Source organism: Embleya scabrispora DSM 41855 (assembly GCF_000372745.1).
GTDB lineage: Bacteria > Actinomycetota > Actinomycetes > Streptomycetales > Streptomycetaceae > Embleya > Embleya scabrispora.
In genome coordinates this window covers 299,162-315,457 of record NZ_KB889562.1, presented here as the reverse complement: position 1 = coordinate 315,457, position 16,296 = coordinate 299,162, and the positions used below count along the sequence as shown (strand labels likewise).

Below are 16,296 nucleotides of genomic sequence, written 5' to 3'. Positions count from 1 at the left end.
GCGTTGCCCGCGTGGCAGATCCAAAACACCCGACGGCGCGCTCGCGATGCCACTCTGCGGCATATGGACGTGTCGTACTTCTACGGAACTGCGGGCGAAATCGACGCCGCGAGTCTGTACCGGCTGTTGTCCCTGCGCAGCCGGGTATTCGTGGTCGCACGCCGACAGCCCTGGCTCGATCCCGACGGCCGTGACATCGAGCCCGGTACCGCGCACCTGTGGGCGGAACAGGACGGGGTGGCGGTGTCCACGCTGCGCCTGACCGAGGAGGGGGACGGCCTGTTGCGGATGGGCCGCGTGTGTACGTTGTTGTCGCACCGGCGCCAGGGCCACGCCACCGTCCTGGTCCGGCACGCCCTGGTCCTGGCGGGCCCGCGCCCGGTGATCTCCGACGTGTACGCGCGCAGCGCCGACTGGTTCACCCGTCGGGGCTTCGAGCCGCGCGGCGGGCGCACCGTCGTGGACGGCGAGCCGCACACCTCGATCCGGCACGTCCCCGCGGCACGACGCGCGCCGGCGCCGTCCGGCGGGTCCGGTCCGGGGCATCGGGGCGGTGGGTACGTGCCCGCGTGGGCGTCCACCTGAGCGGGGCGTCGCTCCGGACGGACGCCGATCCGACCGCGTACCGATCCCACCGCACGATCCGCGGCATCGCGCCGGCCGGAAACCGGTGGCCTCGCCGGCCCCACGGCGATGCCGGGACGTGTTTGGATGGCCTCTCGCGTCGGGGAGGGATCGGCCATGCGATTTGTAGTCCTGGGGGCCGGGGCAATCGGCAGCGTCCTCGGTGCTCGCCTCGCGCAGGCGGGGCACGACGTCCACCTGGTGGGCCGGCGCGCCCATGTCGACGCCATTCGCACGCACGGACTGCGGGTTCAGTCCCCGGACGGTGAGGACGTGGTGCGTCTCGACGCGGTGACCGACATCGCGACGCTGGACCCGCGCGTGGACTGGGCCGAAGTGGACGCGGTGGTGCTGTGCGTGAAGTCCCACGACACCGCCGACGCACTGCGGCAGCTGGCCCGGTACGCCGATTCCCGGGTGCCGATCCTGTGCGCGCAAAACGGCGTGGCCAACGAGGACACCGCGCTGCGCCTGTTCGCGAACGTCTACGGCGTCCTGGTCGCGTGCCCGACCGCCTTCCTGGAACCGGGCATCGTGCGCGCGTACTCGTCGCCGGTGACCGGAGTCCTGGACATCGGCCGCCACCCGCGCGGCCGGGACACCTTCGCGGCCCAGGTGTCACGTGTCTTGTCCGGGGCCGGCTACGGCTCCGAGGTGTACGAGGACATCACCGCGTACAAGTACGGCAAACTGGTGACCAATCTGGGCAACGCGGTCGAGGCCCTGTGTGGCCCGAGCGCGCGCGGCGGCAATCTGGACCGATTGGCCATGGACGAGGCTCGCACGGTGCTCTTCTCGGCCGGCATCCACGCCGAGTTCGCGCCGGTGAGCACCCTCGTCCAGGTGCGTCCGGTGCGTGGTGAGCGGCGGCCCGGCGGCTCGTCCTGGCAGAGCCTGTACCGCCACACCGGCGGTATCGAGACCGACTACCTCAACGGCGAGATCGTCCGGATCGGCCGACTGCACGGGGTACCGACCCCGGTCAACGCCGAGTTGCAGCGCGCGGCGAACCGATTGGTCGCGACCGGCGGCGAACCCGGCTCGGTATCCGAACTCGACCTGCTGCGCGCCGTCGTGGACGGTCGGGATTCGGCTCGCTGAGGACACCGGGCCGCGCGATTCGGGAGCGGCCGGGAAAAGCCGGTGACCGGCATGTCGGCCGCTCGCTAACCTGACGCTCCGTCGGCGATCCGCCGACGTGCCGACCCGACGCTTCGTCGGCAGGCGCCCACGATCCGCCCGCGAAGGGAGCAAACCGATGGGAGCCGCCAGTGCGCCCGGTTGACGCCCGCCTCGCGGATCCCGCGGAGCCATAGGGCCGGCCGCCGGATCCGCCGCACGTCCCTCGGGGGGACCCATGAACGACCCGGACACACGCTCTGACTCACCATCCCTCGAGGACTGCCTCGCCGTACTCGGCGCGCTGTCCGACCTGGCGCCGGAGGCACCCGAGCGGCGGCGGATCGAGCAGGTGCTCGCCTCCTTCATCCGTTCCGGACGCCATCGCCGCCGGGCCGAGCAGCGCGCGCTGCGTACCCGAGAGCGCACCGCGGTGACCGAGCGGACCGCGCTCGGCGCCGCCGACCGGATCGAGGACCTCCCGCTGGACGACACCGGGTTGCCCTCGTGCGTCGGCGTGGTCGAGATGGGGCTGCGCTGCTACGTCTGCAAGCAGCCCTACCGGCGAGTCGACGGCTTCTACCACCGGCTCTGCCCCTCGTGCGCGGTGGAGAACCGACAACGACGCCACGCGCGCACCGACCTGACCGGGCGGCGGGCGCTGGTCACCGGCGGTCGGGTCAAGATCGGCCACGAACTGGTGCTCAAGCTCCTGCGCGACGGCGCGGAGGTGATCGTGACGTCGCGCTTCCCGCACGACACGCACGAGCGGTTCGCCGCCGCGCCGGACCACGACGCGTGGGTACACCGGCTGCACGTGCACGCGATCGACCTGCGCGATCTCGGCGGCCTGGTGGCGTGGTGCGATCGACTTGTGGCCGAGGGCCGCCCGCTGGACATCCTGGTCAACAACGCGGCGCAGACGATCCGGCGCCCGGCGTCGGCGTACGGGCCGTTGCTGGCGGCCGAGCGGGCCGCGCTGGGGGCCGGCGCGTTCGAGTTCGCGCCCGGGGTCGGTGCGTTCGCGCCGGACCGATCGCCCGCCGACGGGTGGGACCCGGCCGCGCCGCTCGGTGCGCAGCCGGCCCGGGTCGAGCCGGACGCGGCGGGGCTGATTCCGGACCGGACTTCGGCCAACTCGTGGTCCAAGCGGGTGGACGAGGTGGATCCGGTGGAGTTGCTCGAAGTGCAACTCGTCAATGTCACCGCGCCGTTCGTGCTGGTGAGCCGGTTGCTGCCGTTGCTGCGCGCGGCCGGGCGCGAGCGGCGCTACATCGTCAACGTGTCGGCGGTGGAGGGCCAGTTCGGGCGCGCGTACAAGTCGCCCGGGCATCCGCACACCAACATGGCCAAGGCCGCGCTCAACATGCTGACCCGAACCAGCGCCGAGGAACTGGCCACCGATGGTGTGTATATGACCAGCGTGGACACGGGCTGGATCACCGACGAGAAACCGCTGCCGGCCAAGGCGCGGGTCGCGGCGGCCGGATTCCGTACGCCATTGGACATCGTCGACGGTGCGGCCCGGGTGTACGACCCCATCGTGCGCGGGGAGCGGGGCGAGCCGGTGTTCGGGTGTTTCCTCAAGGACTATCGGGTCGCGCCCTGGTGATCGAGGGGCACCCCGACGGTCGGGTTCGGCCAGCGGACCGGAGGGTGCCCCGGCAGTCGGTTTCGACTACCGGGACACCCTGCGCGGAACCCGCCGGTGCGGCGGCACGGGCTTGCCGAGCCGCAGACGGTGATCGGTGATCCGGGCGACCCACATCAGTCGGCCTCGGCCAGGATCAGGTAGAGCCGCTTGCGCGTGTCGGTGACGACCTCCAGGGCCTTCGCCCGCTGCGCCTCGGTGCCGTTCATCATCAGCTGGCGCAGTGCGTCGCCGATGCCGTGCATCGCCGAGCGCAGGTCGTGGACCGCCTCGAAGTCGACGCCCTGGCTGGCCTCGTCCCAGGGCTTGGTGCCCTCGGGGAGTGCGGCGGCCTCCTCGCGGCCGGCGTCGGTGAGGGTGAACAGCTTGCGGCCGCTGCCCTCGACACCCTCGATCACACCCTCGTCCTCCAGGAGCTGGAGGGTCGGGTAGACCGAACCGGGGCTGGGCTTCCACACGCCGCCGGTGCGTTCGCCGATCTCCTGGATCATCTCGTAGCCGTGCATCGGCCGTTCGGTGAGCAGGGCCAGGATCGAGGCCCGTACGTCGCCGCGCCGGGCGCGACCACGCCCACGGCCTCGACCGCGCCCCTCCGGTCCGCCACGGCCGCCGTGGCCGTGCCCGCGCCCCCACGGACCGGGGCCGGGCGGGCCCCACGGTCCGAAGGCCGGGCGGTTTTGTCCTTCAGCGCCCCACTGGGGGCGTCCTTTGCTGCGGTGCATGGGTTTCTCCTTGTGTGGAGGCGACTCGTCGAGCCGCCGGTCGACCTTGCGTTCGATTTTGCGGTTGGTCTTGCGGTTGGCCTTGCGGTTTGTCCCGGTCGATCCTCCGCGTTGATCTTCCGCATCGATCTTCTGTACGTATCGCGACCGTTCGCGATGGCTCAACGATATATCGGGAGTGCTTCTTTCGCAAGCGTGTGGTGTGGAGTGCCTTCGATCGGGGAGCTGCGGTGCGATCGGCGAGGTGAAAGGGTCGCGACGAATCGGGTTGGGCGGGTCGGGGAACTCCGGCCGGCCCTCGCGCGTCCTTCGGGGGCGTGAGGGCCGCCGACCGGTCGGGCGACCGGTTGTCCCCCTTCGGATGGCGGGCCTGCGCAGGTTCTCCACGGAACCCGCACGAGGCGGACGCACCAGACGCGTTGGGCGAGCCGCGCTAACGGGTAGATTTCGGTTGATAGCTCTTGGTGATCGACCGGCGTGGGGAGAGGGCTGTGTGGACCTGGTTGGTGGTGGGGGTGCTCGCATACCTGGCGTTCCTTGCGTGCGTGATCGTGGTGCTTCGGGCCGCCAAGGCGCGGGCGCGGGTGGAGCGGGCCGCGGATGTGCAAGCGGTCGGGGTACCGGTGCCGACGCCGGCGGGGGAGTCGACAGAGGTGATCGCGCCGGTTTCCCGGGGTGATCGGCCGGCGGCCGAGCCGGTGGTCGAGGGCGACGAGGCACGTGCTCATCCACTGCCCGACGAGCACGCCGGGCCGGTGCGTGAGTGCGATGGGGAACAGTCCGGGCCGCCCGCTCCGCCCGCCTCGCGGTCCCGGGGCTGAAGCCGGTGGCGGTTTTCCGGCTTCTGCGCAGGGTAGGCGCGGCGCATGGTTGATCCGATTGTCACGACCACCCAGGACGGGGATGACCAGCGTCCACTCGGCGAACTGGTGCCGGCGCCGGACCGCGTGATGCGTGTCGCCGAGATGATCCGCCACCTCTTGGAGGAACTGCGCGACGCGCCGCTGGACGAGTCCGGCCGCGGCCGGGTGCGGCTGGTCTACGAGCGCTCGTTGCCCGAGCTGCGGCGCTCGCTCGCACCCGACCTGTACGAGGAACTGGAGCGGCTCGCCCGGCCCTTCGCCGACGGCGGAGCGCCGAGCGTGGCGGAATTGCGGATAGTGCACGCCCAGCTGATCGGCTGGCTGGAAGGGCTGTGGGGCGGCATTCGGTTGAGCCTGATGTTGCGGAACAACGCCGAGGTGGGACCACCGAACGGGTTCCCGGGCGGAGAGGACGACGGCTCGTATCTGTGAGCGTTTGGCCACGCCGGGCATCGGGTCGCCGGCCGCGAGGGAGCGGCGGCGGCCCGAATCCATGACTGTGCCAAGCTGATTGCTCGTCAGCCGAGCATCCGTGGAGTCGTCACCATGACCGAGCAGGCATCCGCCGAGACCGGGCCGGCCGCCGCCGCGCCGCGCCACGAACTGGATCGGGACACCACGTGCGTCCCGCGCCCGGACGCACCGGGCACCTACGACACCACGCTCTCGCCGGACTGGGCGTTCGGCATGGGCCTCAACGGCGGGTACCTGCTCGCCCTCGCCGGCCGCGCGCTCGGTGCGGCCCTGCCGCATCCCGACCCGTTCACGATCACCGCGCACTACCTGACCACCTCGCACCCGGGGCCGGCCGAGGTGCGGACGGAGGTATTGCGCACGGGGCGCACGCTCAGCACCGGCACCGCCCGGATCGTGCAGGACGGCGAGACCCGGGTGCACGTGACCGCCTCGTACGGCGATCTGGCCGGGTTGGACCCGCAGGTGCGGACCGGCGTCCGGCCGCCGGAACTGCCCTCGCCCGCGGAGTGCGCCGCGAGCTTTGCCGATGTGGCGCCGTTTCGGCGCACCACGTTCATGGACCGGACCGAGCAATTGCTCGATCCGGCGACGGCCGGTTGGCTCACCGGGAAGCCGTCCGGACGCGGCGAGATGCGCGCGTGGTGGCGGCTCGCGGACGGCCGTGACCCGGATCCGCTCGCGCTGCTGCTCGCGGTCGACGCGCTCCCGCCGACCGCGTTCGACCTGGGCCTGCGCGGCTGGGTGCCGACCGTGGAGCTGACCGTGCACGTGCGGGCCAGGCCGGTGCCGGGGTGGCTGCGGGTGTCGTTGACCACGCGCAACCTGGCCGGCGGCTACCTGGAGGAGGACGGCGAGGTGTGGGATTCGGCGGATCGACTGGTCGCGCAGTCCCGGCAGTTGGCGCGGGCGCCTCGGCGGCGGGAGGCGTAGGGCGGGTCGGCCGGCGGTGCGGGTCGGCCGCTTGCGGGTGAGGCGGCCGACCGTGGCCTCGGCGCGGGGGCCGGTGGGCCGGCGTGGGTCAGCGCGGGGGTCCGTACGGCCCGGGAGGACCGTAGGGGCCCTGCGGGCCGGGCGGGCCGTAGGGACCCTGGGGGCCTTGGGGGCCGGGGCCGTACGGGCCCGGTTGGCCCGGGGCGTAGGGACCGGGTGCGCCGTACGGGCCGGGCCCGGGTGCCGGGGGCGGGGCGCCGTGCGGGCCGCCGGGGCCGCCCCACGTGTTGTTCCGGAAGCCGTCTCGGCCCATGCCCACGAGGCGGTTCCCGTCCATCGCGGTCAGGTTGGCGGGCAGGATCTCGCTGGGCTGGACCACCACGTAGCCCTCGCCGATGAAGGCCATCGTCCAGCCCTCGCCGGTCTGTCGGCGACGGCGCCAGATCCGCGACGACGTGGTCTGCGCCTGGAGGCTGGTCTGCAGGCCGGCGGTCCAGGCGATCACCGCGTCGGCGTCCGCGAACACCTCGCGGTCGTTGGAGGCGCGCAGTACCAGCGGTGCGCCGGACGTGGTGATCACGATCTTGCCGGTGCCGCCGATCTGCATCGAATAGGCGCCCATGCCGCCCACGTTGTAGCCCGCGTCGATCTGGACGACGCTCCAGTTCAGCGTGTTGTCCAGGGCCAGGACGTTCTCGTCCTCGACGATCAGCGACTCGTTGCGCAGATTCAGGATGTGGATGCTCTGCGCCTGGTTGGCCAGGTAGACCGTGCCGTGTCCGTGGCAGCGCATCAGATCGAGCATGTCGCCGGTCAGCGCGCCGGTGCGGATCTCGGCGGCGGTCTGGAACGCCCCCTCGAACTGCACGTTTCCCTGGTAGGCCACCATCGCGCCCTTGCGGGCGAGCACCTCGGTGCCCACCTCCGGGGCCAGCAGTACCCGGAGCATGTGCGCGTTCTGCAGGCTGTAGCGCTCTGTGGACTGGCTCACCGTGTGGTTGAACAGCGGACTCTGCACGAGGTCTCCGACGGATCCGGCAACGGCATGGGTGCGGTTGGCACTTGGTTCGTGTGACCAGACCATGATTCCGCGTCGATGGTTCCCTCGGAACCACGGGTGACCCATGTCGACGGGTAGGGTGCGGAGGAATCTCTCTGTTACAGCGTTACAGAATCTCGGGAGTGCGTCATGACCACACCGGCACCTACACCGATACCGTCGGCGATGCCGACATCGGCCGGGCCTCGGCCGTCGGAGGGGCCCGCGGGAGGGCTGGTTCCGGGTTTGGGCCGGATCGGGCTGTGGACCGCCGCGCTCGACTTCCTGCCCGTGCCGCGGTTGCGCGAGACCGTGGCCGAGTTCGACGAACTCGGCTACGGCGCACTGTGGTGGGGCGAGACGGTGGGCCGTGAGGCGTTCACCCAGGCGCTCCTGGTGCTGGGCGCCGCACCGCGCATCGCCGCGGCGACGGGCATCGCGAACGTGTGGGCCCGGGACGCGATGGCCGCCAACGCGGCGACGCGCACGGTGCACGAGGCGTACCCGGGGCGCTTCCTGGCCGGACTGGGGATCAGCCACGGCGGGTTGGTCGAGGGACTGCGGCCCGGTGGGCGCAAATACGAGAAGCCGCTCGCGCACATGCGGGAGTACCTGGACGCGATGGACTCCGCGCTGTACTTCGCGGCCGGCGGCGATGCCCCGCGCCCGCCGCGCGTGCTCGCGGCGCTCGGCCCGCGGATGCTGGAGCTGGCTCGGGAGCGGGCCGAGGGCGCGCACACCTATCTGGTCACGCCCGAGCACACCGCCCAGGCGCGCGCGGCGTTGGGTCCGGATCGTTTGCTCGCGGTGGAGCAGGCCGTGGTCGTCGCCACGGACCGGGAGACGGTGTTGCGGCGCGCCCGCGAGCACCTGCGGATCTACCTCGAACTGCCCAACTACCGCCGCAACCTGCTGCGTCTGGGTCTGAGCGAGGACGACTTCGCCGACGGCGGCAGCGAACGACTGGTCGACCGACTGGTGGTCTCGGGCGACGAATCGGCGATCCGCTCGGGCGTGGACGCGCACTTCGCCGCCGGCGCCGACCACGTGTGCGTCCAGGTCCTCGGCGAGACGATGACCGACGCACCGATGGCGGATTGGCGATCGCTGGCCGCGGTACTGCTCTGAGGCACCCCCGGGGGCGCGGCGCGCGACGGGGCGCGGGGGTGGGGGCCGTGGGGCCGCTCGGCGTTTCGTCTCGCCGGGCCCGGCGTTGCGCTCCGCGCGGCCCGGCGTCCCGTCAGGCTCAGGGTCCCGCTCCGCGCCGCTCGACGTTCCGCCTTGCCGGCCCGGCCTTGTGCTCCGCGCGGCATGGTGTTCCGCCGTACCCGGCTCGGCTCCCCGTCCCGCGCGACTCGGCGTTCCGCTCGGCGGCAGGGGGTCCCGCCTCGCGTGGCGTCGTGCTTCGGCCGGCTCGGTGTTTCGCCTTGTTTGGTGTGGCCGTCGGGGTCTTGGGAGGTCAGGACGTGAGTGCGGTGACGGCCGCGTCCACGTCGGCGTCGGTGTTGTACACGTGGAAGGCGAGCCGGGTGCGGCCCGCGCGGGCCGAGACGCGGATGTCGGCGGACTCGAGGCGGGCCCGGGCGTCGGGGAGGTCGATCGCGACGATCGCGCTGTCGCCGGGAGGCAGGCCCAGGCCGGCCAGGAAGCGGTTGGCCAGGGCGACGTCGTGGGCGTGGATGTGCTCGACGCCGATCCGCTCGACCAGTTCGAGCGCGGGATCGGCGCCCACCTGGCAGAACCACGACGGCGAGGTGTCGAACCGGCGCGCGGTGTCGGTCAGGCGCAGCGGAGGACCGTAGTAGGGGTCGACGTCCGGCGCGCCGGCGTACCAGTTGGCGGCGTGCGGCAGGGTGCGGGCGGCCAGTTCCGGCGCGACGTAGCCGTAGGCCGCGCCGCGCGGGGTCATCAGCCACTTGTAGGCGCTGACCACGAACAGGTCGTACCGCGTCGCGTCCACCGGCAGCCACCCGCACGCCTGCGTGCCGTCCACGTAGACGCTCGCGCCGTACGCGCGGGCCGCCGCGACGATGTCCGACTCGGCGGCGATCGACCCGTCGGCGGACTGGACCAGGCTGAACGCGACGGCGGTGGTGCGTTCGTCGATCGCCGCGACGAGTTCGGAAGCCGGCACGGTAACCACCTCGACGCCCCGCGCCTCCTGGACCAGCCACGGGAACAGGTTCGAGGTGAACTCGACCTCCGGCACCACGAGTCGCCCACCGGCCGGCAACCCGGCGGCGAACGGTGCGAGCAGCCCGGAGGTGGTGTTGCCCGCCATGATCGCCTCGGCCGGCGCGCCGACGATACGCCCGAAGGCCGCTCGCGCACGCTCACCGGCAGCGTGGAAACCGTCCATGTCGGTACGCCCGCGATGCCAGGTCTCCTGGGCCCGGGTCAGCGCCGCGAGGGCGACGTCCGGTGGCAGTCCGCTGCTCGCGGTGTTGAGCCAGCCGGGCTCGGCACTCCAGTGCGAAAGCGCCGGGCTCGGCACCGAGTTGGGGTCCGTGGTCGGATTCGGGTCCAGTTTCAGGTCCATGCCCCGAGGCTAGGCGCCTCGCGGCCTCCGGAAACAGATCCACCTTGTGGCAGGTGGCCTGATTTCCAGCGAGCAGGAGGAGGCTGCGCTCATGCGCGGATGCGCACCGGTGGTCGACCCGGCTGCCCAGCGGACCACCGTGCCGAGCCGCTCACACCCGCGCGCCGCGTGCTCGGTCCGAGGTGGAGGCCGCTCGGCTCCGTGCGGTGGCGGCATGCCCCAGGGCCCGCGCCATCCGCCCACCGCCACCGCGTGCCGCCTTCCGACCCGCGACGCACCCCGCTCCGGGCGCAGGGGCGGGCGGCCGCAGCGGGGCCGTCGCACCCGGCCACGCCACGCACGCTCCATCCGGATCCGCGCGGCGCCCCATCGGCCGCCCCGTGTCGAATTCCGGGCCGACAGGACCGCCGCCCCTCGGATCGTGCGCCGGCGCCTAGCGCCGGTCCGCGTCGCCCGGGTCGCCGTCGGTGCGGGTGGCGAGCCAGCTGGGCCAGGGGACCGGGGGGTTGGGGAGGGGGGTGATGTCGCGTTCGGCGCACAGGCGGTCGAAGCCCTCGCGGTCGGCCGGGACCGCTCGGGGGTCGCCGCACATGATCTCGTACAGGGTGGCGCCCTCGGGGCCGGCGATCAGGGGGCCGAAGGCGGCGCCCTGTTCGAGGGTGATGTGGGTGCCGGTGGGGCAGGGGCGGTCGCCGATCAGGACCTCGCCGGCGAGCACGAAGACGTAGTGCTCGGACATGTGGCCGTGCCGTTCGACCACGACCCCCGCGTCGTAGCGGGCGTAGATGACCATCCGCTCGGGGGACCACTCCAGGAACTTCTCCCAGACCGAGGTGCGTCGGCCGCCGTGCGACTGGGCCTTTACCTCGTGCCATGGGGTTTCGGAGATGTGGGTGATGCGCAGTTCGGGCTCTCGATCCGCCACGGGGGTTGCCTTCCCAGGAAGTGACGATGCGTCAGATCGATCTTGGCACAGAATCCCATGTCGAGTTTGGCCCGGTATTTGGCGAGTTGCCGGCTTCTGCTCATCAAATACTTACGGGGAATTTACCCCTGGTCCTCGTCGGGCGGGGATCAAGTGTTCCGAGGGCGCATAAAGTCGGTTGGTACACCCAACCAAAAACCCTGTCACGGGGCGCCGTGTATTCCTGTCGGTGGCCCGTACATGTAAGGAACCAGCCTTGAAGAGCGCGCAGCAGGCGCCGTCCGCCACTGTCCCGCCCGTCGCACCCCGAACCCCGCTCACGACCTCGCCCGCGGGCATGAGCCGGACGGGTTTCGTTCTGCTCGTCCTGATCATGGGTGCGCTGACCTACTCGCTGCTCCAGTCGATGCTGGCGCCGGCCCTTCCGCAGATCCAGACCGAGATCGGTGCGAGCGCCGACGCCACCTCGTGGCTGATGACCGGCTACCTGCTGTGCGCCTCGGTGACCACGCCCATCCTCGGGCGCCTGGGCGACATGTACGGCAAGAAGCGCCTGTTCGTGTTCACCATCGGCATGCTCGCGTTCGGCTCGTTGGTGTGCGCGCTCGCCGACTCGGTCGGACTGATGATCATCGGCCGGGTGATCCAGGGCTTCGGCGGCGCGGTGTTCCCGCTCTCCTTCGGCATCGTGCGCGACGAGTTCCCGCCGGAGCGCCGGGCCGGTGCGATCGGTCTGATGTCCGCGATCATGGGCATCGGCGGCGGTATAGGCATCGTGGTCACCGGCCCGATCATGGACCACCTGTCCTACCACTGGCTGTTCTGGATCCCGATGACGACCTGCCTGGTCACCGCGATCGCCTCGTGGTTCCTGATCCCCGAATCGCCGGTCCGGGTCAAGGCGAGGATCCACTGGCTCGGCGGCGCGTTGTTGTCGCTCGGCCTGGTCGGCGTGATGCTGGCGCTGAGCAAGGGCGAGTCCTGGGGTTGGGGTTCGCCGAACACCGTCGGCCTGTTCGTGGCCGGCTTCGTCTTCCTCGGGCTGTGGGTGTTCGCCGAGTCGCGCGCGGACGAACCGCTCGTGGACATGCGGGTGATGCGGTTGCGCGGAGTGTGGGCGACCAACCTCGGCGGCCTGCTCGTCGGCTTCTCGATGATGGCGGGCATGCTGCTGGTCCCGCGCTTTCTGCAGATGCCCGAGAGCACCGGCTACGGCTTCGGCACGACGGTGACCGTGTCCGGTCTGTACGTGCTCCCGCAAGCCTTCGCGATGTTGCTGATCGGCCCGATGGCGGGCGTGATCGACAAACGGTTCGGCTCGAAGATGGCGATGGTCGCCGGCTGCGTACTGATGGCCGCGGGCTTCGCGTTCCTGGCGCTGCTGCACACCAGCGGCTGGCACATCCTGGTCGCCATGTTCGTCTTCGGCATCGGCATCGGGCTCGCCATGTCGGCGATGGCCAACCTGATCGTGGGCGCCGTCCCGGTCGAGCAGACCGGCATCGCCACCGGCATCAACACGATCGCCCGCACCGTGGGCATGTCCTGCGCGAGCGCGATATCCACGACGCTGCTCACCGCCAACCCCGGTCCGGGCGGACTGCCCGCCGAACGCGGCTTCGTCCTGACCTTCGTCTGCGCCGCCGTCGCCGCGCTCGTCGCCCTCGGCGTCACCTTCGTGGTGCCCAGCCGGGCCAAGCCGGCCGCCCGCCCCGTCGCCTGAGCACCGGCCGGGGCGTCGCCCCGGCGCCTCGCGTTCCTGCCCCCGCCCGGGGGTGGGGTTGACCCCACCCCCGATCCGCGTGGTCGCACCCTCGTGCCGCACACCCCCCGATCCGTAGCGTCGAACCTGTTGGTTTCGACAGGGCGTTACGAAGTACGGGAGGCAGCATGTTCGGGCGAGGCGGTCGCGGTGCACGGCAGGCGAAGAAGGATGCCGCGCACACCCCGCGGTACGCGGCGCCCGCGTCGGTCGACTGCGCGGTGCGGTTGGACGCGGTGACCAAGGCGTACGGCAAGGGCGCGTCGGCGGTGCACGCGCTGCGCGGCATCGACCTGGCCATCCCCAGGGGCACGTTCACCGCCGTGATGGGTCCGTCCGGATCCGGCAAGAGCACATTCCTGCACTGCGCCGCGGGCCTGGACCGGCCGGACGGCGGCCGGGTGCTGTTGGGCACCGACGACCTGACCGCGATGAAGGAGAACGACCTCACCCGGCTGCGCCGGACTCGGCTCGGCTTCGTCTTCCAGGCGTTCAACCTGCTGCCGTCGCTGACCGTGGAGAAGAACGTCCTGCTCCCACTGCGCCTGGCGGGGGTACGCGCCGACCGCAGGCGTGCCGCCGAGGTGCTCGCGATGGTCGGCCTGGACCGGCACGCGAGCCGGCGGCCCGCCCAACTGTCCGGCGGCCAGCAACAGCGCGTGGCGATCGCCCGCGCGCTGGTCACCCGGCCCGACGTGCTGTTCGCGGACGAGCCCACCGGCGCACTGGACACCACCACCGCCGCCGAGGTGCTCACCCTGCTGCGCCGCGCGGTGGACCACACCGGCGCCACCGTCGTCATGGTCACCCACGACCCGGTCGCCGCGTCCTACGCGGACCGGGTGGTCTTCCTGGCCGCGGGCAACCTCGCGGGTGAGCTGCACCGGCCCACCCCCGAGGCGGTCGCCGCCCGGATGGTCGACCTCTCGCAGGTGGGCACCCGACAGGAACAGGCCGCCTGATGTCTCTTCTTCGACCCAACGGCCTCGCGCGCACCTCGGTGCGCTTTCGACCCGCGTCCTTCGCGGGCTCGTTCGTGGCGATGATGTTCGCCGCGATGCTGGTCACGATGTGCGGCGTGTTCATGGAGAGCGGTCTGCGCGCGCACGCCGCGCCCGAGCGCTACGCCGACACACCCGTGCTGGTCAGCGGCCCGGACAAGGTGAGCAAGCGGCTGGGCCACGGTGAGGGCACCTACACCGAGTCGGCGCCGCTGCCCGAGCGCTCCCGGATCGACGCCGGGCTCGCGGGCCGGATCGCCGCGGTGCCCGGAGTGCGTACGGTCATTCCCGACCTGACCTTCCCGGCGCAGACCGACCGGGCCGTCCTGGACGCCCACGGGTGGTCCTCGGCGCCGCTGGCCGGCACCCGCGAGGGCACCGCGCCCGGAGCGGGGCAGGCCGTACTGACCACGGCCGCCGCGGGTTCGACCAAGGTCGGCGACACGCTGCGGGTGGCCACACCCGGCGGCGAGGTCGCGCTGCGGGTGAGCGGCGTGGTGCCGGGCCGCGGCGCACACCTGTACGTGGCGGACGCGGAGGCGCAGCGACTGGCCGGACACCCCGGCACGGTCACCGCGATCGGGGTGCTCCCGGCGGCCGGCGCGGACACCGGCAAGGTCGCCCGGGACGTGCGCACCGCGCTGGCCGGCACCGGCGCGAAGGTGTCCACCGGCGACGCCCGCGGTGTGGCCGAGTATGCCCTGTTCGGCGACACCAAGGAAATGCTCACCTCCATCGGCGGCACCCTGGGCGGCATCGTGCTCGCGGTGGCGATCTTCGTGGTCGCCGGCGCGACCGCGCTGTCGGTCGGCCAGCGCCGCCGCGACATCGCCCTGCTGCGCGCCGTGGGCGCCACGCCGTGGCAGATCCGCCGGATGATCGCGACCGAGACCGGCCTGGTCTCGCTGGTCGCGGGCGTCCTCGGGGCGCTGCCCGGCACGCTGCTGGCTCGCTGGTGGTTCGACGCGATGGACGATCGCGGCCTGATCGCGCACGGCGTCACGCTGTCGGTGGGCCCGATCCCGATGCTCGTCGCGGTCGGGGCGGGCACGCTCACCGCACTGGGCGCGGGGCTGCTCGCGGCCCGGCGCAGTGCGAAGATCAGGCCCACCGAGGCACTGGGCGACGCCGCCACCGAAAGGGCCTTCGTCGGCTGGTTCCGGCTGGTGCTCGGTCTCGGCGCGCTCGGTGGCGCGATCGCGGTGACCCGGGTCGCGCTGAACGCGACCGGCGACGACGCGGTCGGCGCGGCCGGTGGCGTGATCATGCTGTTCATGGTCGCGATCGGCCTGCTCGGCCCGAGCCTGGCGCACGTGCTGGTGTCGTTGCTCGGTTGGGTGGGAAGCCTGTTCGGCACCACCGGGCAACTCGCGTTCGACAACGCCCGGGCCAACTCCCGGCGCCTGGCCTCGGCGATCACCCCGATCGCGCTGTCGGTCGCCTTCGCCGCGACGCTGAGCTTCATGTTCGCCGCCGAGGACCACTATGCGAGCGTGCAGTCCAAGGACGCGGTGACCGCGGACCGGGTGCTCGCCGGGCCCGGATTCACCGCGCAGACCGCCGCCGATGTCGCGGGCACTCCCGGAGTCGCGTCGGTGACCTCGGTGCTGAACACCTCGGTCGTGATCGTCCGCAGCGGCGGCCTGGAGAAGCAGAGCGCGCAGGGTATCGGCGGCACCACACAGGACCTGGCGAACACGCTGGACCTGGACGTGCGCGAGGGCGCCACCGACGCCCTGCGGCCCGGCGCGCCGCAACCGGCGGGCGGAGCGGTCGCGTTGGACCGGATGATCGCCTCGGCGCTGCACGGCAGGGTCGGCGGGCAGGTGTCGATGTGGCTCGGCGACGGCACGGAGATCAGGCCGACCGTGGTGGCCCTGTACGACCGGGGTCTGGGCACCGCGGCCGTGACGCTGCCGCGGGCCGCGGTTGCCGGACACGTGCAGAGCGCGATGGACACACGTTTGCTGGTGAAGTTCGCCGGCGGTGCGGACACCCGCGCCACCGACGCGGCGCTGACCACGCTGACCGGCCGTCACCCGGGCGCTTCGGTCGCGGATCGGGCCGGCTATGCCACCCAGGTGGACAAGGACCGCGAGACCAACAAGTGGCTGAACTACGTGATGCTGGTCATCCTCGCCGGCTTCGCGACGATCGCCGCGATCAACACGATGGCGGTCACCACCGCGGCTCGTACACGGGAGTTGGGCCTGATGCGGATGATCGGCAGCACCACCGGTCAGGTCCGGGCGGTGATCCGCCGCGAGGCGATCATGGTGGGTGTGATCGGTCTGGGGCTGGGCCTGTCGGTGGCGCTGGCCACACTGGTCCCGGTCAACAAGGGCTCGTACGGCACCACCGTCCCGTATGTGCCGCTGCCGCTCTGCCTGGCGATCAGCGCGGCGGCGCTGCTCCTGGCGCCGCTGACGGTGGCCCCGGTGGCCCGCCGGTTGTTGCGGCTGGCTCCGATCGACGCGGTCGGCGCCAAGGAGTAGGGCGCGTGACAGTGGGCCGGGGGCCGAAGTAGGCGCACCACGAACGCCGGACGGACCGATTCCGGTCCGTCCGGCGCCTTCGTGTGCTTCGCGACCGGGCCCTGCCCGGCGTTGCCGGGCGGTGCGGCCCCGCCGCGGTTCGTCGGTTC

At 72.2% G+C, this 16,296-nt stretch carries 14 protein-coding genes; 10 read left to right on the top strand and 4 right to left on the bottom strand.

Annotated features, from left to right (window positions below):
* Positions 1-63: 63 nt before the first annotated feature.
* The 3 genes from A3IC_RS52270 to A3IC_RS0103490 all read left to right on the top strand — a co-directional run bounded on the left by A3IC_RS52270 (position 64) and on the right by A3IC_RS0103490 (position 3,355).
* Complete coding sequence (locus A3IC_RS52270; protein ID WP_020548678.1) at positions 64-585, top strand: GNAT family N-acetyltransferase; 522 nt, start codon at positions 64-66, stop codon at positions 583-585.
* A 156-nt stretch (positions 586-741) separates the two neighbouring features.
* The gene (locus A3IC_RS0103495) at positions 742-1,725 is read left to right on the top strand and encodes a ketopantoate reductase family protein (protein ID WP_020548677.1); all 984 of its coding nucleotides are present in this window, start codon (positions 742-744) and stop codon (positions 1,723-1,725) included.
* A gap of 256 nt (positions 1,726-1,981) precedes the next feature.
* Positions 1,982-3,355 carry an SDR family NAD(P)-dependent oxidoreductase gene (locus tag A3IC_RS0103490; RefSeq protein ID WP_020548676.1) on the top strand — a complete coding sequence of 458 codons (1,374 nt, stop codon included), beginning with the start codon at positions 1,982-1,984 and terminating at the stop codon, positions 3,353-3,355.
* A gap of 155 nt (positions 3,356-3,510) precedes the next feature.
* Here the strand turns inward: A3IC_RS0103490 and A3IC_RS64180 are convergent, their stop codons facing one another.
* Positions 3,511-4,116, bottom strand: coding sequence for a PadR family transcriptional regulator (locus A3IC_RS64180; RefSeq protein WP_079026232.1), 606 nt, complete (start codon positions 4,114-4,116; stop codon positions 3,511-3,513).
* Between the two features lie 491 nt (positions 4,117-4,607).
* On the opposite strand from A3IC_RS64180, the gene A3IC_RS0103475 reads away from it, so the two are divergent.
* From A3IC_RS0103475 to A3IC_RS0103465, 3 genes are all read left to right on the top strand, one after another.
* Positions 4,608-4,937: a hypothetical protein gene (locus A3IC_RS0103475; RefSeq protein WP_020548674.1), complete on the top strand. Its 330-nt coding sequence runs from the start codon at positions 4,608-4,610 to the stop codon at positions 4,935-4,937.
* Between the two features lie 45 nt (positions 4,938-4,982).
* Positions 4,983-5,411: a proteasome activator gene (locus tag A3IC_RS52265; protein WP_020548673.1), complete on the top strand. Its 429-nt coding sequence runs from the start codon at positions 4,983-4,985 to the stop codon at positions 5,409-5,411.
* Positions 5,412-5,525: 114 nt separating this feature from the next.
* Entirely contained in the window at positions 5,526-6,386 is an 861-nt protein-coding gene (locus tag A3IC_RS0103465; protein WP_020548672.1) for a thioesterase family protein, read from the top strand.
* Positions 6,387-6,474: 88 nt separating this feature from the next.
* On the opposite strand, the gene A3IC_RS72375 is transcribed toward A3IC_RS0103465, so the two are convergent.
* The gene (locus A3IC_RS72375; protein WP_281174454.1) at positions 6,475-7,404 is read right to left on the bottom strand and encodes an AIM24 family protein; all 930 of its coding nucleotides are present in this window, start codon (positions 7,402-7,404) and stop codon (positions 6,475-6,477) included.
* 267 nt (positions 7,405-7,671) lie between these two features.
* Here A3IC_RS72375 and A3IC_RS0103455 point away from each other — a divergent pair, with 267 nt between their 5' ends.
* Positions 7,672-8,553, top strand: a complete 882-nt coding sequence (locus tag A3IC_RS0103455; RefSeq protein WP_020548670.1) for a TIGR03620 family F420-dependent LLM class oxidoreductase — start codon at positions 7,672-7,674, stop codon at positions 8,551-8,553.
* A 331-nt stretch (positions 8,554-8,884) separates the two neighbouring features.
* On the opposite strand, the gene A3IC_RS0103450 is transcribed toward A3IC_RS0103455, so the two are convergent.
* Together A3IC_RS0103450 and A3IC_RS0103445 are read right to left on the bottom strand one after the other, a co-directional pair.
* Positions 8,885-9,964: an aminotransferase class V-fold PLP-dependent enzyme gene (locus tag A3IC_RS0103450; RefSeq protein ID WP_020548669.1), complete on the bottom strand. Its 1,080-nt coding sequence runs from the start codon at positions 9,962-9,964 to the stop codon at positions 8,885-8,887.
* Positions 9,965-10,397: 433 nt separating this feature from the next.
* Complete coding sequence (locus A3IC_RS0103445; RefSeq protein WP_020548668.1) at positions 10,398-10,889, bottom strand: hypothetical protein; 492 nt, start codon at positions 10,887-10,889, stop codon at positions 10,398-10,400.
* A gap of 256 nt (positions 10,890-11,145) precedes the next feature.
* Between A3IC_RS0103445 and A3IC_RS0103440 the strand changes: the two genes are divergently transcribed.
* The 3 genes from A3IC_RS0103440 (at position 11,146) to A3IC_RS0103430 (ending at position 16,147) form a co-directional block, all read left to right on the top strand.
* Positions 11,146-12,612 (top strand): MFS transporter, encoded by a 1,467-nt coding sequence (locus tag A3IC_RS0103440; RefSeq protein ID WP_205354154.1) that lies wholly within the window; start codon positions 11,146-11,148, stop codon positions 12,610-12,612.
* A 167-nt stretch (positions 12,613-12,779) separates the two neighbouring features.
* A complete protein-coding gene (locus tag A3IC_RS0103435) occupies positions 12,780-13,613 on the top strand; it encodes an ABC transporter ATP-binding protein (protein ID WP_020548666.1) in 834 nt (277 codons plus the stop codon).
* A complete protein-coding gene (locus tag A3IC_RS0103430) occupies positions 13,613-16,147 on the top strand; it encodes an ABC transporter permease (protein ID WP_026217843.1) in 2,535 nt (844 codons plus the stop codon). The genes A3IC_RS0103435 and A3IC_RS0103430 overlap by 1 nt, the downstream gene beginning before the upstream one ends.
* Positions 16,148-16,296: the final 149 nt, after the last annotated feature.